The organism is Rhodococcus sp. NPDC019647 (assembly GCF_044389235.1).
Lineage (GTDB): Bacteria > Actinomycetota > Actinomycetes > Mycobacteriales > Mycobacteriaceae > Rhodococcus_F > Rhodococcus_F oxybenzonivorans.
Window position 1 is genome coordinate 236,213 of record NZ_JBIRXS010000003.1, and the last position, 23,601, is coordinate 259,813.

Genomic DNA, 23,601 nt, shown 5'->3' on the forward strand with positions numbered 1-23,601 from the left:
TCTATCAACGTCCGCTCTCCGGGTGGTCGGGGTTGGCGCCGATCACCGAAGGAATGACCGTACGTCCGTCGGCGAAGTGCTCGAAGTTCTTCAGATAATCGGGGGTGTCCCGTTCTTCGTTGTCCTGCGAACCGGCCGTACCCGCGCCGCGCCCGCCCATCATGGGTCCGCTACCCGTTGCTCCACGTGCCGCGGTAGCGGGATTCATGTCGGTCCGGACGTCTCCGATCACTGCGCCGGGTGTGGCCGCGGGCGCTCCGGGCCGAGCACCCTGGCCCAGGGCATCTGTCTTTCCCCAGCCCTCGGGAAGAGTCGTACCGCCGGCTCCCGTCCCGGCGCCGAGCGCACCGGCCGACGTCCGTGCCGCCGCCGTCGACGTGGAAGCTGCACCGCCACCGCTGTACGAGCCACCCGACAGCATCGGCGCACCAGCCATCATCGGGGTGGCCGCCGAGCTGGTGGCTGCGGACAGCGCCGCCCCACCGATGTTGCTCGCCGCCGACGTGGCGGTGGACACGGTGGTACCGGCGATACTGCCGACCTGCGATGCGGCGGTGGTGACCGCGGGATTCTGACCGGCCGCCATCAGCGCGGCGGCAGCGGCCCGTGTCGGGTCGAAGTTACCGTCCTGGGGGACATCCTCGAAGGTTCCGACCTCTTTTGAATCGGCTTTGGTGACGATGCGCGGGGGCTGCTTGTACGTGCGTTTGAGCGCGAGGATGTTGGATGCGGCCTCGTACCCCTCCATCACGAGCCCTGCCCGGATGTCCATCGCCCGGTCGGCGGCCTCGGCGACTGCCGCGGAGCCGTTGAGGGCACCGCCCGTCGAGTAGGCGGTGGCCTTCGCGGTCTTGACTGCCACGATCTCGGGAATGCTGGGCATGATGAGCGCGGCCGTCGTGTATGCGCCCGCCTCGAGTCCGGCCTTGACGGCGGTGTCTGCCGCCAGTTCGGCGCACTCGGCCGTCCATACCGTGAACGGCGTGATCTTGGCGAGTGCGGCCACGGCCGATACGCCCTGCCAGCCGGCGGCCAGCTCGGCCATCACCCGAACGAGCGTGAGGTTGGCGTCGACGAAGCTGGTGGACAGCGCAGTCCACGCAGCGCTCGCCACGCTGAGCGGCACAGGGCCTGCGCCCGCGATGAGCGTGGTCGAGTTGACGGTGGCGCCGCGGGGCAACCAGATGACACCTGTCAGTCCCATGGTCATGTGCGATTCTCCTACTGGTCTCGAGACGTTCCGGTCACATGCCCGCAGCGAGCGACGCGCCCAGGGCAAGGTCCTCGGCGGCGTACAGAGCGGCTTGGGTGCGGAGCGTGTTCGCGGTCTCCCGCATCTCGAGAATTCCTTGTGCGACAGCAGGAGTGAACGTTCCTGCGACCGTGTTGAAGTAACCGGCGGCATGGAGGGAGACTTCTTCGCTCCCCGACGGGAGTACCCGGATTGCTGCGGAGTTCAGTGCGACCGAAGCCTCGAGGCGCGCGGCGAGCGCGTCGAGTTCCACGGCGGCGGCGACAAGAGCTTCGGGTGCGACGTGCAGAGCTGGCATTGCGTCGAACTCCTTCTGACCTAGGCGGGTGCGGAAGGCAGCTGCCCCCCGGGAAGCGAACTGCATGGTGCAGCGTCCCTACTTCCTTGGACGCCGCCACGCGCTCTTCGGTTCCCCCCGATCCCGAGAAAAAATTCCCGGGAAAACCGTTCATCCCCAGCCGAGCTCGTGCAAGCGATCTTCTTCTATCCCGAAGTAGTGTGCAACCTCGTGGATCACGGTGACGGCCACTTCGTGAACGACTTCCTCCTCCGAACTGCACATTTCGAGGAGGGCGTCGCGGTAGATGGTAATCGTATCGGGTAGCGAACCGCCGTAATGACTGTCCCGTTCGGTCAGCGCTATTCCGTGATACAGCCCGAGAAGATGCGGATCGTCCTCGTTGCGGTCGTCGACGAGGACGACGACGTTGTCGATTGCGGTCGCGAGTTGAGGCGGAATCAGATCGAGCGCGTCCCCGACCAATTCCTCGAATCGGTCGGGCGTCATCAGAACCGGCACGTCAGGGCCCGGGAACCGGAGCTGCGCCGGGAAGCGGCGTCGGCATCGACCTGCCCTCCGGAGTAGGCGGTGGCGGTACCGGCGCCGCGCCGTTGATCAGGATGTCGCCCTTGGCGGACCCGGTGATGGTCGAGAAGCCGCCGGTGTCGGTCTCCTTGCCCACCGAACAGTTGATGCGCCTGCTGCCCGCCAGCCAGCTGTCGAGTTCCAGGTTGTCCCAGAACAGGGTGAGGGTCTTGTTCCGCAACGCGTCCGCCGAGCCGAGAAATTCGTTGGACGCCTGGGTGCACACGCCCTCGAGGTACTTGTCCTGGTCTTCGACCGACGGCATCGAACCCGGGAACTGGGTGCCGAGGTCGACCACGGAGATCACCTCGTACGCGTGAGGCTGCACGCAGTCGACGGGATCGGTGGGGGCATTCTGATTGATGCCGATGCAGGTGCCGGGATCCCAGACATTCGATTGGTCCTGCTCGGCCACCCGCCCACTGAAAGGAAGCAAAGTGCCTGCGGTGCCGGAGAATTGGAGACCGCACCGCAGGGTGCGCTCCCCGGCGGTCCAGCCTGCCTCGCTGGGGAACATGAGACCGACGCTGAACTTCCCGTAAGGGTCGAAACGTGCACCCAGGTAGGTCTCGACGGCGGGCACGCAGTGCTCGTCCCGCAGCTCGGCGAACCGCAGGGCGCCCGGGTAACGCGACCCCGGCCCGAACTCTGCGCCCGGGTAGACACTGAGGTCCAGTGGGGCCGCCACCTCGAAACGGTGCTCCTCGGCGCAGTCGACCTTCGCGACGTCCTTGCGATCCTCTTTCGGATCGTTCGACGGTGTCCAGTCGAGGCAGTCGCCGGCGACCGCCGATGCGAAAGCCTCCCCTTCCACCGACGCGGTGGCCTGGGGTCCGGGATCGCCCGAGTGGGTGGGCAGATTCTCGCTGCGGTCGAACCCACCTGCGATCGCGAAGGTCGCGATCGCCGCGACCACGGCGCCGATCGCGACAGCAGCGAGCGCGCGACGCGTCGTGGTCGCGGACATGGTACGGGGTGCCTTGGTCGGTTGCCCGGCGTTCCCGGGCTGCGGTTCGGCACCGTTCGGCTGATCTGAGGACATCGTTTTCCATCATGCCCGTTCCGGTGCGAGAAGCAGAACAACTCCTTCGATCAGGTTCGCGGCGGGGTAGCTTCGAGTGCCATGAACGACCATTCGCAGCCCTCCGCCGAACCTGTGGATCCGGAACTCCAGGAACTCGCGGGCCGGGTGTTCGATGCCGCACGCGCGGGCGACGCAGTGGCGTTGGCCACGTACATCGACGCCGAGGTCCCGGTGAACCTCACCAACCAGAACGGCGACACCCTCGTCATGCTGGCCGCCTACCACGGCCATGCCGAGGCGGTCCAGGCTCTGATCGACCGCGGTGCCGACGTCAACCGACTCAACGACAAGGGTCAGTCACCGCTGGCAGGGGCGTTGTTCAAGGGTGAGGACGGGGTGGTGCGCACCCTCGTCGCGGGCGGTGCCGACCCCACAGCCGGGCACCCCACCGCGGTGGACGCCGCGCGCATGTTCGGCCGGGAAGATCTCCTGAGCCTGCTGGAACCGAAACCCGAATGAGCGCTCCGGAGGCGCCCGGTAGGGTTTGACACCGTGATTGACCTGAAGTTCCTCCGCGAGAACCCCGACGCCGTCCGCGAGTCGCAGCGCACCCGCGGTGAAGATCCTGCGTTGGTCGACGCGCTGCTCGAGGCCGATGCGTCCCGTCGCGCCGCGGTACTTGCCGGTGACACTCTGCGCGCCGAGCAGAAGGCCTTCGGTAAGAAGGTGGGCCAGGCGTCCCCCGAGGAACGGCCCGCGCTGCTCGAGGGATCCAAGGAACTCGCGGCCAAGGTCAAGCAGGCCGAGGCGGAGCAGCACGAGGCGCAGGCCGCGCTCGACGCCGCACACCGGGCGATCTCCAACATCGTCCAGGACGGCGCCCCGGCCGGCGGCGAGGACGACTTCGTCACCCTGGACACGGTCGGCGATGTCCCCACGTTCGACTTCGAGCCCAAGGACCACCTCGAGCTGGGCGAGTCGCTGGGACTGATCGACATGGAACGCGGCGCGAAGGTGTCCGGCGCCCGGTTTTATTTCCTCACCGGGTTCGGCGCCATGTTGCAACTCGGAATGCTGCAGCTCGCCGCGCAGAAGGCAATGGCCAACGGGTTCCAGATGATGATTCCCCCCGTGCTGGTGCGCCCCGAGATCATGGCGGGCACCGGATTCCTCGGCGCCCACTCGGACGAGATCTACCACCTTGCCGACGACGACCTTTACCTCGTCGGAACCTCCGAGGTCCCGCTCGCCGGATACCACTCGGGCGAGATCCTCGATCTTTCCGCAGGCCCGAAGCGGTACGCGGGCTGGTCGACCTGCTTCCGCCGAGAAGCAGGCAGCTACGGCAAGGACACCCGCGGAATCATCCGGGTCCACCAGTTCGACAAGGTGGAGATGTTCACCTACTGCAAGCCCGAGGATGCCGACGCCGAGCACCAGCGCCTGCTGTCCTGGGAGCGCGACATGCTGGCTGCAATCGACGTCCCCTACCGGGTGATCGACGTCGCCGGGGGCGATCTGGGTTCCTCGGCTGCCCGCAAGTTCGATTGCGAGGCGTGGGTGCCCACCCAGCAGGCGTACCGCGAGCTCACGTCCACCTCGAACTGCACGACGTTCCAGGCGCGGCGCCTCGGTGTGCGGTACCGCGACGAGAACGGGAAGCCGCAGACTGCCGCCACTCTGAACGGCACGTTGGCCACCACGCGGTGGATCGTGGCGATCCTGGAGAACCACCAGCAGTCCGATGGGACGGTACGAGTGCCGGAGGCGCTGGTGCCCTTCGTCGGTACGGACGTATTGAAGCCGTAAAAGAATACTGTCCGTTATGCAAGGCTACCCTTGCATCTCCGCCCGAATGATGTAACCCTTACCTAATCAGATAGTTCGCGTAAGGGAGAGCCACATGTTCGTGTGCATCTGCAAGGCCGTCACCGAAACCGAGGTGCACGAGCATGTGCACGACGGTGCCGACACTGCAGATGCCATCGGTGAGCGATGTGGAGCCGGATGGGGGTGTGGAACCTGCGTCAACCGCCTCGAAGAAATTCTCTGTGCGTACGCGGAGCGTAATCGCACAGCTGCCTGACAACTGACACCACGATCCGCTGCGGAGAGTGGTCGAGCCTGATACGGTCGCATTAGTCCCGGCGACCGGAGGTTGTCATGCGCGGTAACGACGAGGTAATCGCTCTTCTCAACGAACAGTTGACGAGTGAGTTGACGGCAATCAACCAGTATTTCCTGCACTCGAAGATGCAGGCCAACTGGGGTTTCACCAAACTGGCGGCCAAGACGCGTGCCGAATCCATCGAAGAGATGATTCACGCCGAGATCTTGACCGACCGCATCCTCTTTCTCGAGGCGCTACCGAACTATCAGAAGCTGCTTCCGCTGCGCATCGGACAGGACCTGCGAGAGCAGTTCCACTCCGACCTCGCGGTCGAGCTCGAGGTGGTCGAACGCCTGCGCCCCGGAATTCAGATGTGCCGGGAGAAGGGCGACGCGACGTCGGCGAAGCTGCTCGAAGGCATCCTCGCGGAAGAAGAGGAGCACATCGACTATCTGGAGACACAGATCGAGTTGATGGACAAGATGGGCGACCAGCTGTACATGGCCCAGCTCGTCGATCAGCCACCGACGGCCGGGTAGTCGATCGACGAAAACCGCGCGACTCGCTGGGCGCTCTGTGTAAAAATGGGCGCGTGAGATACCCCGCCGCTCAGCCTTGACCCAGCTCCCAGCGATCGCTCACCGTCCGCGTGGTCGGTTACACCGCCACGCGTGACCTCATTCCGCTTTTCGGTCTCTACGACCTGCTGTTCGCCGACCACGGCCTCAGCGTCGGGCAGATTTCGTCGCTACTCGTCATCTGGTCCGTCGTATCGTTCGTCGCCGAGGTGCCGTCGGGCGCCTGGGCCGACACCGTGTCCCGGCGTGGATTGCTCGTCTTCGCCTCCGCCCTGTACACCGCGGGATTCACCGCCTGGGTGGTGGCGCCGTCGTATGCAGGCTTCGCAGCCGGATTCGTGCTGTGGGGTATCAGTGGTGCCATCCAGTCGGGAACGTTCGAGGCGTTGCTGTACGACGAACTTGCCTCGCGGGGGAAATCGGAGAGCTTCGCCCGGCTCCTCGGCTACGCCAACTCCGGCGCCATGGCGAGCAACCTCGTCGCCACGCTGACCGCCGCGCCGCTCTTCGTTCTTGGCGGCTACACACTGGTCGGATGGGCCAGTGTCGCTGCGACGGTGGTGCACGGAGGCTTCGCACTACTGCTTCCCGCTGCGCGGAGGGCAGTCGACGCGGACGAAACACGGGAAGTGGCCGACGGGCGCGGACTGCTGTCCCGCTACGCCGGGATGCTCCGGGACGGGGTCGGGGAGGTGTCGCACGACACGGTGCTCCGCCGAGGCGTGGTGCTGTCGTCGGTACTCGTCGGATTCCTCGCCTTCGACGAGTACTTCGGCCTGCTCGCCCGCGACGGTGGCACCCCGACGGCAGCTGTGCCGTTGCTGGTGGCCATCACCGTCGCCGGCCAAGTGGTGGGTACCGCGGCGGCCGGCCGGACGGCGTCGATGCGAGCGGTGACGATGAGCCGTGTCATCGCAGCGGGTGCCGTATTGCTCGGTGTCGGAGCCCTTCTGGGTGGTGTCGCCGGGTTCGCGGCAATCGGCGTGGGCTACGGCATCCTCGGCAATGCCATGATCGTGTCGGAAGCTCGTGTGCAGGACGCGATCACCGGTCCGGCGCGGGCAACCGTCACCTCGGTGTCGGGGCTCTTCGGCGAGATCACCGCACTACTGATCTACGTGGGTTTCGCTGTCGGCTCGACCTGGTTCTCGGTCACCACACTCGTTGCCGCACTAGCTGTTCCGGTGCTGCTGTCGGCGGTCCTGGTGCGCCGGTGGCTGCCACCGGTTCGGCCGGACACACCCACCGCCGGGTGAATGTACCTTTCGACGCCTCAGATGCGCCGAAAGGTTCATTCGCCCGAGCGGTCAGAGCTTGCTGGACCGCAACTCGTGGCCCTTCGACGTCTTGCAGCGACCCGACTCGAGGTCCCACTGCCAGCCGTGCAGGTTGCAGGTGAGATTGGTGCCGTCGACGACGCCGAACTTGGACAGGTCGGCCTTGAGGTGCGGGCAGCGACGCTGAATCTCGTAGCCGCCGAGCTCGATCGACGCCGAGTCGTCGTGGGCTTCTGCGAACCAGCCGTCGGCGTAGGCGATGCGCTCGTCGGTGAGGCACTTGAAGAACGTGTACAGGAACTCGTTGTATCCGCCGACCCGCCACGCCTCGAAGCGGGTGGACAGGAAGATGGTGTTCACCCAGTCGGGTTCGTCGTCCCGGAGCACGGTGCGGACCAGTTCGGGCGCAATACGGAAGCCGTAGCGGTATTTGCCGTCCTTCTCCCCGCGCGGACGGACGATGCGCTGCGGGAAGTCGAGGACGACGGTCTCGTCACCCATCACCAGACCGACGGGGTAGCCGATACCGTCGCAGATCAGGTCGGACTGCTTCATGATCGGCTCGAACTTGGCCTTGAGCGCCTCGAACAACGGTTCGCCTTCGGCCGGGGCCCAACCCGCCTTCTCGGCGGCCAGGACCGGAGCCATCCGCTGCGCCATGTCCTCGATGTACGCGGCCTTGTCGGCGAAGATCTTGTCGACCTCGGCATCGGGAATGGGGTGCGTCAGGGTGAGCGCACTGCCCTTCACATCCGCGGTGGACCCCGGGATCATCAATATCCCGCCGTCGTTGCCGTGAATTTTCATCTGCTCGAGGAACGTGATCTGGTCGGGGAAGATGTTTCCCTCGTCGCCGCGGTCGTCGTTGAGGTAACGCAGCTCGTCGTCCAGGAACACCGGCGGACCTGCCGAAGGCACCACCCAGGTGGCGTCGACCTGCTCGATGTAACTGCGACACCGATCCATGCCGCGCTGACGCTTCTGCTTGCCGAAGTTGGCCTTCGTCTTGGTGGGAATGTCGTAGACCATCGGGTACCAGATGGCGCCCGAGTACTGCAGCAGGTGGATGTCGATCTTGCCGAACTCGTCATGCAGGACGTCCATGTCGACGGGCCGGGCGTCGTTCATGTTGAAGCACGTCGTCTCGCCGTCGGACACCACCAGACCGGAGTCGCCGATCGGTCCGTCGGCGGGCGCCCGCAAGGCGATGATCATGATGTCCAGGTCGCCCGGCGCGAGCGGGGCCTGCGGAGCGACCTCGATTCCTGCCCCGTTGATCCTGTGCTTGACCGAATCCTCGGTCTCGAAGAATTTATGGAATCCGAGTGCCTCGAGTTCCCGTTTGAGGTCCGGCACCGGATAGTCGGGGAGCAGAACGATGGCGTCCTTGTTGACGTGCTTGCTCAGGTTCTCCGGATCGAAGTGGTCCTTGTGCAGGTGCGATACGTACAGGTAGTCGCAGTTGCCGAGGGCGTCCCAGTCGAGCTGGGTGTTGTCCGGGAACGGGAACCACGCCCCGAAGTACGCGGGGTTCACCCAGGGGTCGCACAGGATCGATCCTGCCTCGGTTTGGATGTGAAATCCGGCGTGGCCGACGCTGGTGACCTGCACTGGTATGCCTCCTGAAGAGCTGAGCGACTGTTCCAGGGTAGGCGGCTCCGCCACCTGTGCGCCTTTCCGGTAGCCCCAACAACCAAAAAGGCGCACGGGCGGCGGAGCCGCCTACGTCACTTCGCCCAGGCAGTAGCCGTCCTGGCCGATCGACAAGGTGACCTGCTTGGTCTTCGTCACACCCGAGACATCGGTGACCGGGACCGTGACGTTCACGTAGTCGCCGCGGACCGGTGTGGTGGTCATGTCGTCTGCCGCGAACGCTGTGGTGCCGGCCAGAACGTCGGGGTCCTGTTTCAGCGGTGGCTGTCCGCCGTTCCCCGACCCGGACGGGTCCCACGGACTGAACCCGGGGCAGATCAGGGGATAGGCGGCCTCGGTGTCGGCCGGGCTCACCGGTCGTCCCGCCTCCCGCGACAGGAACCTCGCCACCGCGTGTTCGGCGTCCGCCGGGGTGTAGAAGTCGGCCGTCCCGGCGGGATGGACGTGCGGGCAGGCGTACCCCGACGCGATCTCGCTCCGCTTGACCGACACGGTGGTGCCGCCACCTGTCCACGACACGGAGAACTGCCCGTCGACACCGGATTGCGCGAGGGCCCGCAGCACTGCGCCGGTGTCCTCGTACTGTTCGGCCATCTGAGCCGGCGGCAGCGTCCAGCAGGTCGAGGTCAGCCCCTCGGGATCCGTGACGAGGTCGAGAGCCCAGGCACGGACGGCGTCGGCGGCTTCGGGATTGCCGGGGACCTCACCGACGACCACCTGCGGGGCCGGCCGGGTCGAGGTGGGAGGCACGGTGCCGGGACTGTCGGCGGTGGAGGTGGGGGCAGCCGCGACTTCTGCCGCCGCGACTTCTGCCGTCGCAACGTCTGCCTCCGCGGCGCGCACGGGGATGCCGGACTGGGAATCGCAGGCCGCCGCCGAGGCGAGGATCCCGACCACGAGGGCGAATGTGTGTGCGGGCGCGAACGCCCCCCTGCCCGTGCGGCCCATTTCCTTCACACGCCCTCCTGCCGAACTCCCCGCCGAGCGTCCGTCCCCGACTGCGGGCCAGATCGCCGATACCCGGCTACGCTAGCCGATTGTGGAACCCGTCTATCGAACCGTCATCGGCATTGCCCGCACCGTATTCGCCTTCGAGGGGCTGAAGTTCACGGTCAAGGGCGATCAGCACATTCCCGCGACGGGTGGGGCGGTGATCGCGATCAATCACACCGGCTACATGGACTTCACCTATGCGGGACTCCCGGCGCGCAGGGTGAAGCGGTACATCCGCTTCATGGCGAAGAAGGAAGTGTTCGACAACAAGATTTCGGGCCCGATCATGCGGGCCCTCAAACACATTCCCGTCGACCGCGGGGCCGGCTCGGATTCGTATCGGGCTGCCGTCGACCGGCTGCGCCGCGGGGAGCTGGTCGGCGTCTATCCCGAGGCCACGATCAGTCGCAGCTTCGAGATCAAGGAATTCAAGTCGGGCGCCGCACGGATGGCGATCGAGGCCGACGTGCCCATCATCCCGATCGTGATCTGGGGTGCGCAGCGCGTGTGGACCAAGGGTTTCCCGAAGCGCCTCGGGCGAACCAACACCCCCATCTCGATTGCTGTCGGTGAGCCCATCGCGCCGTTCGAGCCCGCCGCCGAATTGACGAAGAAACTCCACACCACCATGCAGGAAATGCTCGCCGACCTGCAGAAGGATTACGACCATCCCGCGGGCGCCTACTGGGTGCCCGCGCGACTCGGCGGCAGCGCGCCGACGCTGGAAGAGGCCGACAAGTTGGACGCCGCCGACGTCGAGAAGAGGGCGCAGGCTCGACAGGACCGGGAGTCCGGGAGCTAGATCGGGTGGAACCTGTCTTTGTCGAGACGCTGCACACGCGGATGAAGGCATCCTGCATCACGTGAAGAGTGGCTTCGAGCATCCGGCCGGGGCGTATCGGGTCCCGAGACGTCTCGGTGGCAGTGCCCCGACGATCGAGGAAGCCACCGAGATGGACCACCGCGAGACCGAGCTGCGACACCACCGGTAGCCCGCGCCCGGCGGCCGCTCGGCACGGGGAAGAACAGTGCAGGCAGAATGACCGGGTGAGCCCAGACCGACCGACCCTTGTAGCGTCCGATGTCGACGGCACCCTGATCGGGCCCGACGAACGGGTCAGTGCCCGCACCCGTGACGCCGTGCAGTCGGTGGTGGCGTCGGGAACCCCGTTCGTCCTCGCCACCGGCCGCCCGCCGCGGTGGATCCATCCCGTGGTGGAGGGCCTGGGTTATGCGCCCCTCGCCGTCTGCGCCAACGGCGCCGTCATCTACGACGCCGACAGTGACCGAGTCCTCAGCGCCGCGACGCTCGACGTGGACACCCTCACCTGGTTGTCGGAGATCGCTCTGGAGATGTTGCCGGGTGCGGGGCTGGCGGCGGAACGTGTGGGCGTCAGCGCTCACGACGCCGCCACACCCCAGTTCGTGAGCTCTCCCGGCTATCAGCATGCGTGGCTCAACCCGGACAACACCGAGATGTCCGAGGACGAGGTTCTGGCAGCGCCGGCCGTCAAGCTGCTGATCAGAGTGCCCGGAATGTCGAGCCAGGCGATGGTCGACGTCCTGCGGCCTCACCTCGGCGCCCGCGCGGACCTCACCTTTTCGACGGACAACGGTCTGATCGAGCTGTCGGCGTCGGGGATCAGCAAGGCGTCCGGCCTCGCGATCGTGATGGAGGAGCTCGGGGTCACGGCGTCGGGGATCGTCGCGTTCGGTGACATGCCCAACGACATTCCGATGCTGAACCTCGCGGGTCGAGGAGTGGCCGTGGAGAACGCGCATCCGGACGCCAAGGCGGCTGCCGACGAGGTCACCGCCACCAACTCGGACGACGGTGTGGCAAAAGTACTCGAGCGCTGGTGGTCGTAGACCACCAGCGCCCGAGAGGGTGATGCAGTTCCGTCAGCCCACCGGAGCCGGAGCCGGAGCCGGAGCCGGAGCGGCCGGCGCAGGCTCGACCGGTGCAGGTGCAGGTGCGGCCGGAGCAGGTGCCGGGGGTAGCTGTGCCGGATCCGCGGGCGGTGCGGCGGGCGCCGCGGCGTCGACCCGGGCGCCGTCGCGGTACGCCTCCGCGTAGGCGTCGTTGTAGGTCTTCAACACCTTGGTGACGATGCCGGTGAGCTCGTTGAAGATGAGTGAGCCGTTCTCGAAATCGGTGCGCAGCCCACCCGGGATCGGGTATTCGTCGGAGGTCGGCAATCCCAGCTCGCCGTTGTCGGCGCCCAGGTTCTGCCAGGTCTTGAAGATCTGTCCGAGAACCGACCACACACCCCCGTTGGGTGACGTGTAGATGGCTCCGTTGGTGAACTTCGCACCCTGGTTGCCGGCCTTCGCCTGTAGCAGTCCGGTGACGGCCTGCCCGAGGGGGCCGGTGTCACCGCCTTCGGCCACCCACTTCTGTGCGACGGGGGAGGGGTCCGTCAGCCGGAGAATTTCGTTGACCAGGGCCGGGATGCCCGCACCGAGGCTCGCGCTCGCATCCGTTCTCGGCGCGGACGCAGGCGGGGTCTCGCCCGCGGGAGGTCCCGAGGCGAGTGATGCGCTGTCGCCGCCGCCACCGGTATTCGCGGCCGCGATCTGACGGATCTCGTCCATGTGCGAGTACCCGGCATCACCGGGGCAGGAGGTGTTGCCGACGTCGCGGTGCGCGAAGATCACCGGCAGGTCGACGGCCTCACCCTGTGCATACGGTGTGAACTCGGTGCCTTCCGAGTACATCGTGGTCTGGCCGAGCGGATCGAGTCCCGCCTTGGCGAGCTTCCATCCGAGGAACTTGCCGACGGAGTCGATCGTCGCCTGCGGCGGATCCTCGGACGAGAAGTCACCCATCATCGCGATGCCCATGGTGTTCTCGTTGAACCCGCCCGCGTGCGCGCCCTGAACCGGACGGTCCAGGCCACCGGCGCGACCTTCGAAGATTTGCCCGTACTTGTCGACCAGCACGTTGTAGCCGACATCGCACCAGCCCAGCGTCTGCGCGTGATACGCGTAGATCGCCCGGACGATTTCGGCCGACTCGGCCTTGGAGTAGTCGTTGGCGCCGGCGGTGTGGTGCACCGTCGCACCACCGATGAAGTCGTCGTACGTCGGTTCGTCGCAACGGATCGACTCGTCGGCGCCCCACTGGGAGCGGGTGATCACCTTGGGTCCGGAACCGCCGATCGGTGCCGCGATGTCGCTCAGGGCTCCGTCGCCCGGTCCGCTGCCGGGCTCGATGAGCACGGCGGTGACGTCGTCGGCACCGGTCTGGGCCGGCTGCTGGCGCAGCGGCCGGTCGACGGAAGCGGGTGTGTACCCCAGCGGCGCAGCACCCGCGGGCGCCGCTGCCGCCGGAGGTGCAGGCTGCGGCGCGACCGGAGCGGGTACCGGCTCGGCGGCGGATGCCGGCGCAGACGTGGGCGTCAGGATCTGGATGGCCTTCGTCAACCCGACGTACACCGGTTCGGTGGCCACCGTGCCGTTCGACGCCGTGCTGTCGGTGCGCCGCGTGTCGATCATGTCGGGGGAGAACCAGTCGCCCCAGGTTCCGTCGGCTCGCAGGGCGCGGACCTTCGACTCCGCGGACGCCGCGGTCTCGGAGGTGAGCGCCACCATGCTGAACGGGGTGTCCCGGGTGATTTCCTTGACGATGGCTCCCGGCTGCTGGTCGGCAGGCGGCAGGATCGCCGGGTCGGAGACATCACCGGGAGCGGGAAGCTTCAGGGGGATCTGCAGGTTGGGGATCTGAATTCCGGCCGGCAGGGGGAGATTGCTCGGAATCTGGATGTACGGCGGGATCTTCACGTTGCGCAGATCGCCGATATTGACGTCGGGCAGGTTCAGCCCCGTGAGTTCCTTCAGCGGAATCACGATGTCGGGAATCTGGGAGAGCACTACCTGGGCGATCTCCGTGGACACCGCGGAGGCAGAGGTCTCGTTGGTGGAGCGGACGTCGGAGGGGGCGCTGCTGATGCCGTAGACCGCAACGGGACTTGCGACAGCCAGAGCAGCGACAGCCCCGAGGACGATCGAGGGCTTCGGTCGGCGGTGCGGCAAGGGGACTCTCCTCAGTTGTAGTTTCCTGCGAGCAGGCCTCGCTCATCTGCAACTTGTGATGCCGATGTGACCTGTGTGACTGATGTTGCCAACTCGAATCACTCTTGCCACACTAGTCACACAGGTCCATAACGCTCAACCTTACATTGAGACTTTATCCCGAATTCTTCGGACCCGCCGGAGCAAGGCACTCACCGCGCTTCGGAGCTCGTTGTTTCAGCGATGAGGAGTGCATTGATGTCCAAGACCGAATTCGGGATCCGCGCAGGGAGAACTGCCTGGACACGGAAAAGGCGGTACATCGCGGGACGTCCCGCTCGGCGCGGATGGACGTCTTCGGTGGCGCGCGTGTCGGCGCTCGGTATCGCTCCTCTCCTCGTGGTGGGCGCTGCGGGCATGGCGGTCCATTTCCGCTCGGCCGAGCCGGAGATCCGGGAGTCGGTCGCCTCGGACACTCCGTTCACGCTCTCCGGCCACGGCAACGGGCACGGTCGCGGGATGGGCCAGTGGGGCGCCTACGGATACGCGAAGGACCAGGGATGGGCAGCCGAGCGCATCCTCGCCCACTACTACGGCGGAACCACCCTCGGCACGCTCGCCGACGCCCAGATCAGCGTGCGACTCCAGGGCCGCGACGATCAGACACTCGACGTGTATTCCGCTGTCGGTGCGGTCGTGGCGGGTAAGCCCGTCGGGCCGGGTGAAGCCGTGCATCTCACGCCGACGGCGGGCGGTGGCGCCAACGTCGTCGTGACCCGGGGCTGCGCCGGGGAGGTGTTGTGGCAGGACGTCACGGACCACCCGTGGGTGGACCCGGTCGATCTCGGGCCCGACCGTCCGTCGAACGAACACCTCACCTTCTGTGCCGGCGACACGCCGTACCGCGGTGCGCTCGGTGTCGCGCTGGACGGCGCAGCCGTGCGCACGGTCAACGTCCTCGGCATGGAGGACTACCTGCTCGGGGTCGTGCCCGTCGAGGCGAAGGCCGAGTGGGCCGATACCGGCGGTGCGGAAGCTCTTCGGGCACAGGCGGTTGCCGCACGCTCGTACGCTGCCGCCGAGAGTCGGGAGGCCTACGCGCGGACCTGCGACACCCAGAGTTGCCAGGTCTATGGCGGCTCCGCGGTGGAGGATCCTCGCACCACGGATGCCGTGCGTTCGACTCAGGGCATGATCCTCGTCAGGGACAACAAGGCCGTTGCCGCCGAATTTTCCTCGTCGACAGGCGGATTCACGGCCGGTGGCGAGTTCCCGGCGGTCGAGGACCAGGGCGACACCGCGTCGCCGCACCACGATTGGACTGTCACGCTGACGGCCGGCGATATCGCGACCGCGTTTGGTGTGGGCGAACTCCACACCTTCGAAGTGGTGACACGCAACAACTTCGGCGTCGACGGGGGTCGGGTCACCGGCGTGAAGGTAGTCGGTTCTGCCGGTACTACGGAGGTGACGGGGGCGCAGGCGCGGGCCAAGCTGAAACTGAAGTCCGACTGGTTCACGGTGGGCGAGGGGGTCGGGATACCGGGAGTGCCGCCGGTGCCGGGCGAACCTGACCCGAGTCTCGCTGACGATGACACCGTCGGCACCACCCCGGGATCGCCGATCGCCGAGAAGTACAAGGAACTGGGCGGAGTGAACAGCACGCTCGGTGCACCGGTCGGCCCGGAGATGATGCTGCCGTCCGAGGCGGGCAAATTCCGGATGTATCAGAACGGAACCATCATCTGGACGGAGAAGTTGGGTGCGCAGGTGATCGACGCGAGTGTGCTCCGGGACTGGATCCCGACCGGCGGCAGCTAGCGGTCGTCCCCGAGCACCGCGAGCATTCCGTCGACGGACTCGGCCCAGCCGAAATCCTCGGCCCGGCGCCTGGCGGACGCCCGCCGAGTATTCGCGGGAATCTCGAGGACGCTGCTGACCGCCTCCGCGAAGGCCGAGCCGCGGTTGCTCGCCAGGGCGCCGCACCCCGGTGTGATGATCTCGGCCAGCGCCGAGGACTGTGACGCAACTACCGGGGTGCCCGCTGCCAGCGACTCCAGCGCCGACAGGCAGAACGTTTCGTGCGGGCCGGGTGCCAGCGATACGTCGGCCGAGGCGAACAGGGCGGCGAGCCGCGACTTGTCGCTGATGAACCCGGTGAAGTGGACCGGGAGTCCGCGTGCCCGGGACTTCAGTGCTTCGCGCCGGGGTCCGTCACCGGCGATGACGAGGCGGGTGTCGTGCCCCTCGCGCCGAAGCAAGCGGACCGCCTCGATGCTCCGCTCCACCTGCTTCTCCACGGACAGGCGGCCACAGTGCAGGAGGAAGCGCTGCGCCGGCCCGGCGTAGGAGTCGCGCATGCCCTGATCGTGTTTGCCGGGATGGAACATCGCCAGATCCACCCCCAGCGGCACCCGATGCAGATTGGGTGCCCCGATCCGGAGGAACTCCTCGCTCGCGAAGTCCGTCGTGCAGACGACGGCGTCGTAGTTGCGCGCCATGCGGCGGTTCGCGGTGTCGGCCCACCCGGTGGCGAGACGACGCGGTGCGAACTGGCCGAGAAGACGGTCGAGACGCTCGTGTGAAACGACGACACTGCGAATGCCGCGGTCGCGGGCCCATCCGCCGAAACCACGCAACGTCAGCCGATCGGACACCTCGAGGACGTCGGGTCGCAGTCCTCGCACGACGTCGGCCACGCGCCGCGGATTGACGATGCGATAGCCGCCCGTCGCCGGGATCACCGGGGCCGCCCGGGTGATCCGCAGAACCCCACCCGGCAGAACCTCCTCACTGTCCCGCTGACCTGGGACGACAAGGATCACTTCGTTGCCGCGCTCGGCGTAGCCACGCCCCCAGTTGTGCAGGGCAGTGCGGAGCCCGCCCGACCGCGGTCCGTAGAAGTTGGCCAACTGGACGATGCGCACCCGATCATTGAGCTGGATCGGCGCGACGGCGGGAACAACGAGGTCCGCAGAAGCGGTGAATACCGGGAGAACTCCTCGTGCATGGCGAGGGTGTCCGTGCACCCCGTGGCCGCGCACGGGGGGCCGAGTCGCTTACCCTGGTTCACCGTGACCGCTGCAAACCCAGAGACCACTGCCCCCGCGAAGGCCGAGACGGAGCGCGACAGCGCGGCCGGATACGACCTCATCGTCGTCGGCTCCGGATTCTTCGGACTGACCATCGCCGAGCGTGCAGCAACACAGCTGGGCAAGCGTGTGCTGGTGCTCGACCGCCGCCACCACCTGGGCGGAAACGCCTACTCGGAGGCCGAGCCGGAGACCGGCATCGAGATCCACAAGTACGGCGCACACCTGTTCCACACCTCGAACAAGCGCGTGTGGGACTACGTCACCCAGTTCACCGAATTCACCAACTACCAGCACCGGGTGTTCGCCCTGCACAAGGGGCAGGCGTACCAGTTCCCGATGGGCCTCGGCCTGGTGTCGCAGTTCTTCGGCCGCTTCTTCACCCCTGAGGAGGCGCGGAAGCTGATCGCCGAGCAGTCCAGCGAGATCGACCCGGCGGAAGCGTCCAACCTGGAGGAAAAGGCGATCTCCCTGATCGGACGCCCGCTGTACGAGGCCTTCGTCCGGGACTACACCGCCAAGCAGTGGCAGACGGACCCCAAGAACCTGCCTGCGGGCAACATCACTCGACTGCCCGTGCGGTACACGTTCGACAACCGCTACTTCAACGACACGTACGAGGGCCTGCCCGTCGACGGTTACACGGCGTGGCTCGAGAACATGGCGAAGGACCCGAAGATCGAGGTCCGGTTGGAAACGGATTACTTCGACGTCCGTGACGAGCTACGGGCCGCGAACCCGGACGCCCCCGTCGTCTACACGGGCCCCCTCGACCGGTACTTCGACTACTCGGAGGGGGAGCTGGGCTGGCGCACGCTCGACTTCGAGACCGAGGTCCTCGAGACCGGCGACTTCCAGGGAACACCGGTGATGAACTACAACGACGCCGACGTGCCCTTCACCCGCATCCACGAGTTCCGCCACTTCCACCCGGAGCGGGACTACCCGAAGGACAAGACGGTGATCATGCGCGAGTACTCGCGCTTCGCCGAGAGTGCGGACGAGCCGTACTACCCGATCAACACCCGCGAGGACCGCGAGAAACTCGCCGCCTACCGGGACCGGGCCAAGGCGGAGATGGCCGAGAAGAAGGTGTTGTTCGGCGGACGCCTCGGCACCTACCAGTACCTGGACATGCACATGGCGATCGCGAGTGCGCTGTCGATGTTCGACAACTCCCTTCGACCGCACTTCGAATCCGGTGCGGAACTCGTGGGAGACTCCGAATGAGCGCCCGCCACCTGCTCGAGGCCGAGAAGGGGACCGAGGACCCGTCGTTGCTGGGCAAGTCGTTGCTGCAGCGCATTCTCGTGCCCCGGCCGGGGGAGCCCCTCGACGTGCGCACCCTCTACGTGGAGGAAGCGAAGACCAACAGTCGTCGCGCCCACCCGCTGTCGCGGACGTCGCTGTCGGTCGGCGCGGAGTCCGAGGCCTCGTTCTGCACCTACTTCAACGCTTTCCCGGCGAGCTACTGGCGTCGCTGGACCATCCTGAAGTCGGTGGTGCTGCGGCTGGATCTGTCCGGCCACGGCCGTGTCGACGTGTACCGCTCGAAGGCCGACTCGTCCCGCATCCACGTCGAGGGACGCGAGTTTCTCGACGGCGACGCCGCGATGGAGTTCGAGATCGAGTTGGCGCCTTTCGAGGACGGCGGCTGGATCTGGTTCGACATCACCTCCGACACCGAGGTCGTGCTCGAGAGCGCCGGCTGGTTCGCGCCGATCGATGCGCCGGGCGAGGGCACCGTGGCCGTGGGCATCCCCACGTTCAACCGGCCCACCGACTGTGTGAAGGCGTTGGAAGCGCTCGCGTCCGACGAGCTGGTGCTCGATGTGGTCAAGGCCGTCATCGTCCCGGATCAGGGCACGCGCAAGGTCGTGGACGAGCCCGGGTACGAAGAGGCCGCCGCCGCTCTCGGTGATCGCCTCGTCATTCACGACCAGGCCAATCTGGGTGGTTCGGGCGGCTACAGCCGCATCATGTACGAGGCCCTGAAGACCACCGACTGCCAGCACATCCTCTTCATGGACGACGACATCGAGATCGAGCCCGACTCGATTCTGCGTGCGCTCGCGATGTCCCGGTTCGCCAAGTCCCCCATGCTGGTGGGTGGCCAGATGCTCAACCTTCAGGAGCGTAGCCACCTGCACACGATGGGCGAAGTGGTCGATCGCAGCATTTTCATGTGGACCGCCGCGCCCAACGTCGAATACGACCACGACTTCTCCAAGTACCCGCTCAGCGACCGCGAGAACTCGAAGAAGCTGCACCGCCGCATCGACGTCGACTTCAACGGCTGGTGGATGTGCATGATCCCCCGCCAGGCGGCCGAGGAACTCGGTCAGCCGCTCCCGCTCTTCATCAAGTGGGACGACGCCGAGTACGGGCTGCGTGCCCGCGCGGCGGGTTACCCCACCATCACCATGCCCGGTGCCGCCATCTGGCACATGGCGTGGAGTGACAAGGACGACGCCATCGACTGGCAGGCGTACTTCCACCTGCGGAACCGGCTCGTCGTCGCTGCCCTGCATATGCCGGGCAGCGTCCGCGGCCTCGTGGTCAACAGCGTGAAGGCCACCATCAAGCACCTGCTGTGCCTCGAATACTCGACCGTGGCCATTCAGAACCAGGCCATCGCCGACTTCCTCCAGGGACCCGAGCACATCTTCGAGTTGCTGCCCACCGCGCTGGGCAACGTCCATGCGATGCGCAAGGAATTCCCGGACGCCGTTGTCTTGCCGTCGTCGACCAGCCTGCCGCTGCCCTCCGGGGCCGAGGTCGGCGCCGTCGGTCTGCCCACCAACCCGCTGGCGAAAATAGTGCGCCTCGGCAAGGGTCTGGTTCACAACGTCAAGCCCGCGCACACGGAACACCACGAGCGGCCGCAGCTCAATGTCCCGACGCTGGACGCACGCTGGTTCCTCCTCTCACAGGTGGACGGCGTCACGGTCACCACCGCCGACGGCAGAGGAGTCGTTTACCGCAAGCGCAACCCCAAGCAGGCCCTCGCGCTGCTGAAGGAAGCCCTGCGGCTACGCCGTGAACTGGCTCAGCGGTTCCCCGATCTCAAACGTGAGTACCAGGACGCTGTTCCTGCCCTGACCAGCAAGGAGAGGTGGGAACGTGTCTTCGGCATCTCGTGAGGTGAAGATTCTGCGGTCCGTGCAGTCGACGATCGCGGGCAAGCCGGGGGTCGTCGCCACCGCCCGTGGGATGTCTCACTTCGGTGAGCACGCCTTCGGCTGGGTGGCCGTCGCCGGGATCGGCGCCGCGCTCGACAAGCCCCGCCGGCGTCAGTGGGCGGGAGTCGCCGTCGGCGCGGTGGGCGCCCACGCGGCGTCGATCGCGATCAAGCGCGTGGTCCGCCGGCCTCGGCCGATCGACCCGTCCATCCAGGTCAACGTGTCGACACCGAGCAAACTGAGCTTCCCGTCCTCGCACGCCACGTCCACGACGGCGGCTGCTGTGCTGCTCGGCCGACTCACCGGGCTACCCTTGCCTGCGTTGTTGGTACCGCCGATGCTGCTCTCCCGGCTCGTTCTGGGAGTGCATTACCCGACCGATGTGCTCGCCGGATCTGCCCTGGGGGCCGCGTCTGCGGCTGCGGTACTCAAGGCCGAGCAGAAGTTTGGAGAAAAATGAGCGAGGAACCGGCAGTCGTCACCGGACCCCCGACATCCCTGGCCACAGGCATCGTCCGGGCAGTTCGCCCCCGCCAGTGGGTGAAGAACGTCCTGGTGCTGGCAGCTCCCATCGCGGCAGGAACGGCCACGGAGCCCGACGTCCTGCTGCCGGTCGCGCTCGCATTCGTGGTGTTCTGCATGGCAGCATCCGGCATCTACCTCGTCAACGACGCAATGGATGTCGAAGCGGACCGCGCACACCCCACCAAGCGATTCCGTCCCATCGCGGCCGGCGTACTCCCGGTCAACCTGGCGTTTGCCATGGCGGTCGTCCTCCTGGTCGGTGCCATCGCCCTGTCGTTCCTGGCCAACTGGCAGCTCGCCGTCGTGATGGCCGTGTACATCGGTATCCAGCTGGCGTACTGCTTCGGCCTCAAACATCAGGCCGTACTGGATATCTGCATCGTCTCGTCCGGCTTCCTGCTGCGCGCCATCGCCGGCGGTGTGGCCGCCGAGATCGCGTTGTCGCAGTGGTTCCTGCTGGTCATGGCGTTCGGATCGTTGTTCATGGCCGCCGGTAAGCGGTATGCGGAACTGCAGCTCGCAGAGAACACCGGGGCGAAGATCCGCAAGTCGCTCGAGAACTACACCACTACGTACCTGCGCTTCGTCTGGACCCTCAGCGCCACGGCCGTGGTGCTCTGCTACGGACTGTGGGCCTTCCAGCAGGACGACCTGAAGAATACGAACTGGTACGCCATCTCCATGGTGCCGTTCACCATCGCGATCCTCCGCTACGCGGTCGACGTCGACGGTGGCGAGGCGGGAGAGCCCGAGGAGATCGCGCTGGGCGACCGCGTGCTCCAACTCCTCGCCATCGCCTGGATCGGAGTGGTGGGTGTCGCTGTCTACCTCGTCTGACGTGGTAGGAGGCACCGAACACTCGGATGCCGCCGCGGAGCAGACCGAACGCCACCGGAAGGCCATCCTCTCGAGGGTGGTCTTCCTCGGGGGTGTGGCCATCTCGGCTCTCCTGATGTTCTGGGGAGCCTGGGAGCGTCGGTGGATCGCGGACGACGGTTTGATCGTCCTGCGCACCGTGCGCAACCTGCTCGCGGGCAACGGTCCCGTCTTCAACGCAGGTGAACGCGTCGAGGCGAACACCAGTACCGCCTGGACCTACATCGTCTACGCTTTCGGCTGGCTCACCCAGAGCCGGCTCGAGTACGTGGTTCTCACGATTGCCCTGGTTCTGTCCACGGCAGCCATCGTGCTCGCCATGCTGGGCACGGCCCGGCTCTATCGCGGTGGATCGTTCGGCTCGGGCGGAACGCTGTTCCTCCTGCCTGCCGGTGTCCTGGTCTACATCGCGGTTCCGCCTGCGCGCGACTTCGCCACGTCCGGCCTCGAAAGTTGCCTGGTCATCTTCTGGATCGCGCTGCTGTGGCTGCTGCTGATCCGCTGGAGCCAGGCTGCTGCACCCTCCACCGGATCTGTGCTGATTCTCGCGTTCATCGCGGGAATGGGCCCGCTGGTGCGACCCGAACTGGCTATTCTGGGCGCCCTGTCGCTGGCCATGATCTTCCTCGCACCTGGACTGACCTGGGTGGCGCGCACCGTCATGGTGTTCGTGGCCGGCATCGTGCCGGTCGGGTACCAGATCTGGCGGATGGGCTACTACGCGCTCCCGTATCCCAACACGGCGGTGTCGAAGGACGCCGGTGGCGCCAAGTGGTCGCAGGGGTTCGCGTATCTGTGGAATCTTGTCGGCCCGTACCTTCTGTGGCTCCCGCTGCTGTTCCTTCTCGTCGGCGCGGTGCTCGCCTGGCGGGGTCGCAGCAAGTCTCTCGGCGATGGTGTTGCTCACACTTCCGGCAGCCGTGTCCAACGCCTACGCGCCCGGCTCCGGACGCAGAATGCGGTGGTTGCATTCATTCTCGGCAGTGGATTCATTCTGGGTCTCTATTCGTTGCGTGTCGGCGGCGACTTCATGCACGGGCGCGTTCTCCTTCCCGTGCTGTTCTGTTTCCTCGTCCCGGTCGCCGTTATTCCGGTGCGAATTCCCGAGAAGGTGTCGTGGGGGAGAAATCGCGCAACCTCACTGTTCTTCGCGATGGCATTCCTGTGGGTGGGCACGGTGGTGTGGGCATTCTTCGCGTCCAATACCACCGGAATGCCGGAAGGCGCCGTCGTCGGGCGATCCGGAATTGTCGACGAGCGCGCGTTCTACGTGCTCAATACCGGTCACGCCCATCCCATTCGTGCCGACGATTATCTGGATTACCCCCGGATGCGGGCCATGGCGGAAACCATTGCGGACACCCCGGACGGTGGCCTGCTCATCGCGGCGCCCGACTACACGTACTGGTTCGTCGTTCCTCCGCCCCTTCCGATCCCAGAGGACGGTGCAGGCCACACGGTCTATTTCCTCAACCTCGGCATGACGAGCATGAACGTCGGGCTCGATGTGAAGGTTCTCGACCAGATGGGCCTCGCGTATCCGCTCGCGGCCCACACCGAACGTCTGGACGACGGCCGCATCGGACACGACAAGAACCTCTATCCCGACTGGGTCGTCGTCGACACGGGAATGATCGACAAGCACCCGTGGATGCCCGGATTCCTCGACGAGGAATGGGTGACGGAAGCGCGCGTGGCGCTGTCCTGCCCCGAGACACAGGAACTGTTGACCTCGTATAGGTCCGAACTGACCTGGCCGCGTTTCAAGCAGAATTTCAAGGATGCGTTGGATTTCGCGAGTTACCGTTTCGAGCGTGTGCCTGCGTACGAAATTCAGCGGTGCAATCTCGAGCCACCTTTTCCGGAACCGGTGAAATAGGCCGAATCGGGCAGGCGCGGTCTCCGGTGGCCGACCTGCAGATCTCGATGCCAGAACGTCACATCTCGTTTGTGTAACGCCGGGCGCTTCGGTCACGATGTACGTCGATGATGAGTCATCGGTGACGGTGGTCTAGAAAGTGCCCCGGCAAATGCTCCGCGAGCGTTTGTCAGGGAACTTTGTGTGACATACAGTCCACCGAGCGCAGTGTGACTTGGAAGAGGTCCGCTGCCGATCCGGAGTCGATCCGGGCCGGCAGGTCGCCTGTTCCCCGACGGAAT

22 protein-coding genes are annotated in these 23,601 nt (G+C 66.2%); 14 read left to right on the forward strand and 8 right to left on the reverse strand.

The genetic code is table 11. The features are described 5' to 3' along the window. Positions 1–4: 4 nt before the first annotated feature. The 4 genes from ACH49N_RS08675 to ACH49N_RS08690 form a co-directional block, all read right to left on the reverse strand. Complete coding sequence (locus ACH49N_RS08675) at positions 5–1,210, reverse strand: PPE family protein (protein ID WP_358271743.1); 1,206 nt, start codon at positions 1,208–1,210, stop codon at positions 5–7. Positions 1,211–1,244: 34 nt separating this feature from the next. Continuing rightward, positions 1,245–1,550 (reverse strand): PE family protein, encoded by a 306-nt coding sequence (locus ACH49N_RS08680; protein WP_159918788.1) that lies wholly within the window; start codon positions 1,548–1,550, stop codon positions 1,245–1,247. A 150-nt stretch (positions 1,551–1,700) separates the two neighbouring features. Continuing rightward, on the reverse strand, positions 1,701–2,051 hold the full coding sequence (locus ACH49N_RS08685; protein WP_109326000.1) for a metallopeptidase family protein: 351 nt from the start codon (positions 2,049–2,051) through the stop codon (positions 1,701–1,703). A 1-nt stretch (position 2,052) separates the two neighbouring features. Next, positions 2,053–3,159, reverse strand: coding sequence for a septum formation family protein (locus ACH49N_RS08690; protein ID WP_358271741.1), 1,107 nt, complete (start codon positions 3,157–3,159; stop codon positions 2,053–2,055). A gap of 81 nt (positions 3,160–3,240) precedes the next feature. Here ACH49N_RS08690 and ACH49N_RS08695 point away from each other — a divergent pair, with 81 nt between their 5' ends. The 5 genes from ACH49N_RS08695 to ACH49N_RS08715 all read left to right on the forward strand — a co-directional run bounded on the left by ACH49N_RS08695 (position 3,241) and on the right by ACH49N_RS08715 (position 7,085). Continuing rightward, entirely contained in the window at positions 3,241–3,660 is a 420-nt protein-coding gene (locus ACH49N_RS08695) for an ankyrin repeat domain-containing protein (RefSeq protein WP_358271739.1), read from the forward strand. A 33-nt stretch (positions 3,661–3,693) separates the two neighbouring features. Continuing rightward, entirely contained in the window at positions 3,694–4,950 is a 1,257-nt protein-coding gene (gene serS / locus ACH49N_RS08700; protein ID WP_159918791.1) for a serine--tRNA ligase, read from the forward strand. A gap of 94 nt (positions 4,951–5,044) precedes the next feature. Further along, entirely contained in the window at positions 5,045–5,227 is a 183-nt protein-coding gene (locus tag ACH49N_RS08705) for a bacterioferritin-associated ferredoxin (RefSeq protein WP_159918792.1), read from the forward strand. A gap of 77 nt (positions 5,228–5,304) precedes the next feature. Next, on the forward strand, positions 5,305–5,790 hold the full coding sequence (bfr, locus tag ACH49N_RS08710) for a bacterioferritin (RefSeq protein ID WP_109326014.1): 486 nt from the start codon (positions 5,305–5,307) through the stop codon (positions 5,788–5,790). Between the two features lie 110 nt (positions 5,791–5,900). Beyond that, a complete protein-coding gene (locus ACH49N_RS08715; protein WP_358271736.1) occupies positions 5,901–7,085 on the forward strand; it encodes an MFS transporter in 1,185 nt (394 codons plus the stop codon). Between the two features lie 51 nt (positions 7,086–7,136). On the opposite strand, the gene ACH49N_RS08720 is transcribed toward ACH49N_RS08715, so the two are convergent. Both ACH49N_RS08720 and ACH49N_RS08725 read right to left on the reverse strand, forming a co-directional pair. Next, positions 7,137–8,717 carry a Rieske 2Fe-2S domain-containing protein gene (locus tag ACH49N_RS08720; RefSeq protein WP_358271735.1) on the reverse strand — a complete coding sequence of 527 codons (1,581 nt, stop codon included), beginning with the start codon at positions 8,715–8,717 and terminating at the stop codon, positions 7,137–7,139. Between the two features lie 111 nt (positions 8,718–8,828). After that, complete coding sequence (locus ACH49N_RS08725; RefSeq protein WP_358272061.1) at positions 8,829–9,707, reverse strand: hypothetical protein; 879 nt, start codon at positions 9,705–9,707, stop codon at positions 8,829–8,831. Between the two features lie 91 nt (positions 9,708–9,798). Between ACH49N_RS08725 and ACH49N_RS08730 the strand changes: the two genes are divergently transcribed. The 3 genes from ACH49N_RS08730 to ACH49N_RS08740 all read left to right on the forward strand — a co-directional run bounded on the left by ACH49N_RS08730 (position 9,799) and on the right by ACH49N_RS08740 (position 11,621). Beyond that, positions 9,799–10,554 (forward strand): lysophospholipid acyltransferase family protein, encoded by a 756-nt coding sequence (locus ACH49N_RS08730; RefSeq protein WP_358271733.1) that lies wholly within the window; start codon positions 9,799–9,801, stop codon positions 10,552–10,554. Positions 10,555–10,615: 61 nt separating this feature from the next. Then, positions 10,616–10,744 carry a hypothetical protein gene (locus tag ACH49N_RS08735; protein WP_358271731.1) on the forward strand — a complete coding sequence of 43 codons (129 nt, stop codon included), beginning with the start codon at positions 10,616–10,618 and terminating at the stop codon, positions 10,742–10,744. A 55-nt stretch (positions 10,745–10,799) separates the two neighbouring features. Beyond that, positions 10,800–11,621, forward strand: a complete 822-nt coding sequence (locus ACH49N_RS08740; RefSeq protein WP_159918796.1) for an HAD family hydrolase — start codon at positions 10,800–10,802, stop codon at positions 11,619–11,621. A gap of 33 nt (positions 11,622–11,654) precedes the next feature. On the opposite strand, the gene ACH49N_RS08745 is transcribed toward ACH49N_RS08740, so the two are convergent. Continuing rightward, positions 11,655–13,787 (reverse strand): N-acetylmuramoyl-L-alanine amidase, encoded by a 2,133-nt coding sequence (locus tag ACH49N_RS08745; RefSeq protein ID WP_358271729.1) that lies wholly within the window; start codon positions 13,785–13,787, stop codon positions 11,655–11,657. A 237-nt stretch (positions 13,788–14,024) separates the two neighbouring features. On the opposite strand from ACH49N_RS08745, the gene ACH49N_RS08750 reads away from it, so the two are divergent. Continuing rightward, positions 14,025–15,587, forward strand: a complete 1,563-nt coding sequence (locus ACH49N_RS08750) for a SpoIID/LytB domain-containing protein (protein WP_358271727.1) — start codon at positions 14,025–14,027, stop codon at positions 15,585–15,587. On the opposite strand, the gene ACH49N_RS08755 is transcribed toward ACH49N_RS08750, so the two are convergent. Next, complete coding sequence (locus ACH49N_RS08755) at positions 15,584–16,693, reverse strand: glycosyltransferase (RefSeq protein ID WP_358271726.1); 1,110 nt, start codon at positions 16,691–16,693, stop codon at positions 15,584–15,586. The genes ACH49N_RS08750 and ACH49N_RS08755 overlap by 4 nt on opposite strands. A gap of 147 nt (positions 16,694–16,840) precedes the next feature. On the opposite strand from ACH49N_RS08755, the gene glf reads away from it, so the two are divergent. Genes glf through zomB form a run of 5 tightly spaced genes read left to right on the forward strand, consistent with a single transcriptional unit; the run spans position 16,841 to position 23,320 of the window. Continuing rightward, entirely contained in the window at positions 16,841–18,088 is a 1,248-nt protein-coding gene (gene glf / locus ACH49N_RS08760; RefSeq protein ID WP_374432658.1) for a UDP-galactopyranose mutase, read from the forward strand. After that, positions 18,085–20,001, forward strand: a complete 1,917-nt coding sequence (locus ACH49N_RS08765) for a glycosyltransferase (RefSeq protein ID WP_358271724.1) — start codon at positions 18,085–18,087, stop codon at positions 19,999–20,001. Before glf ends, ACH49N_RS08765 begins: the two co-directional genes overlap by 4 nt. Then, positions 19,982–20,500 (forward strand): phosphatase PAP2 family protein, encoded by a 519-nt coding sequence (locus ACH49N_RS08770; protein WP_208962933.1) that lies wholly within the window; start codon positions 19,982–19,984, stop codon positions 20,498–20,500. Before ACH49N_RS08765 ends, ACH49N_RS08770 begins: the two co-directional genes overlap by 20 nt. Further along, the gene (locus tag ACH49N_RS08775) at positions 20,497–21,402 is read left to right on the forward strand and encodes a decaprenyl-phosphate phosphoribosyltransferase (protein WP_109326037.1); all 906 of its coding nucleotides are present in this window, start codon (positions 20,497–20,499) and stop codon (positions 21,400–21,402) included. The genes ACH49N_RS08770 and ACH49N_RS08775 overlap by 4 nt, the downstream gene beginning before the upstream one ends. Before the next feature lies 1 nt (position 21,403). After that, on the forward strand, positions 21,404–23,320 hold the full coding sequence (gene zomB / locus ACH49N_RS08780; RefSeq protein WP_358271722.1) for a flagellar motor control protein ZomB: 1,917 nt from the start codon (positions 21,404–21,406) through the stop codon (positions 23,318–23,320). Positions 23,321–23,601 lie beyond the last annotated feature (281 nt).

Bases quoted from the DNA above. Each gene is read 5' to 3' on its own strand.
- ACH49N_RS08675 (WP_358271743.1), bottom strand. From the start codon at position 1,210: ATGACCATGGGACTGACAGGTGTCATCTGGTTGCCCCGCGGCGCCACC.
- ACH49N_RS08680 (WP_159918788.1), bottom strand. From the start codon at position 1,550: ATGCCAGCTCTGCACGTCGCACCCGAAGCTCTTGTCGCCGCCGCCGTG.
- ACH49N_RS08690 (WP_358271741.1), bottom strand. From the start codon at position 3,159: ATGTCCTCAGATCAGCCGAACGGTGCCGAACCGCAGCCCGGGAACGCC.
- ACH49N_RS08695 (WP_358271739.1), top strand. From the start codon at position 3,241: ATGAACGACCATTCGCAGCCCTCCGCCGAACCTGTGGATCCGGAACTC.
- ACH49N_RS08705 (WP_159918792.1), top strand. From the start codon at position 5,045: ATGTTCGTGTGCATCTGCAAGGCCGTCACCGAAACCGAGGTGCACGAG.
- bfr (WP_109326014.1), top strand. From the start codon at position 5,305: ATGCGCGGTAACGACGAGGTAATCGCTCTTCTCAACGAACAGTTGACG.
- ACH49N_RS08725 (WP_358272061.1), bottom strand. From the start codon at position 9,707: ATGGGCCGCACGGGCAGGGGGGCGTTCGCGCCCGCACACACATTCGCC.
- ACH49N_RS08750 (WP_358271727.1), top strand. From the start codon at position 14,025: ATGTCCAAGACCGAATTCGGGATCCGCGCAGGGAGAACTGCCTGGACA.
- ACH49N_RS08765 (WP_358271724.1), top strand. From the start codon at position 18,085: ATGAGCGCCCGCCACCTGCTCGAGGCCGAGAAGGGGACCGAGGACCCG.
- ACH49N_RS08775 (WP_109326037.1), top strand. From the start codon at position 20,497: ATGAGCGAGGAACCGGCAGTCGTCACCGGACCCCCGACATCCCTGGCC.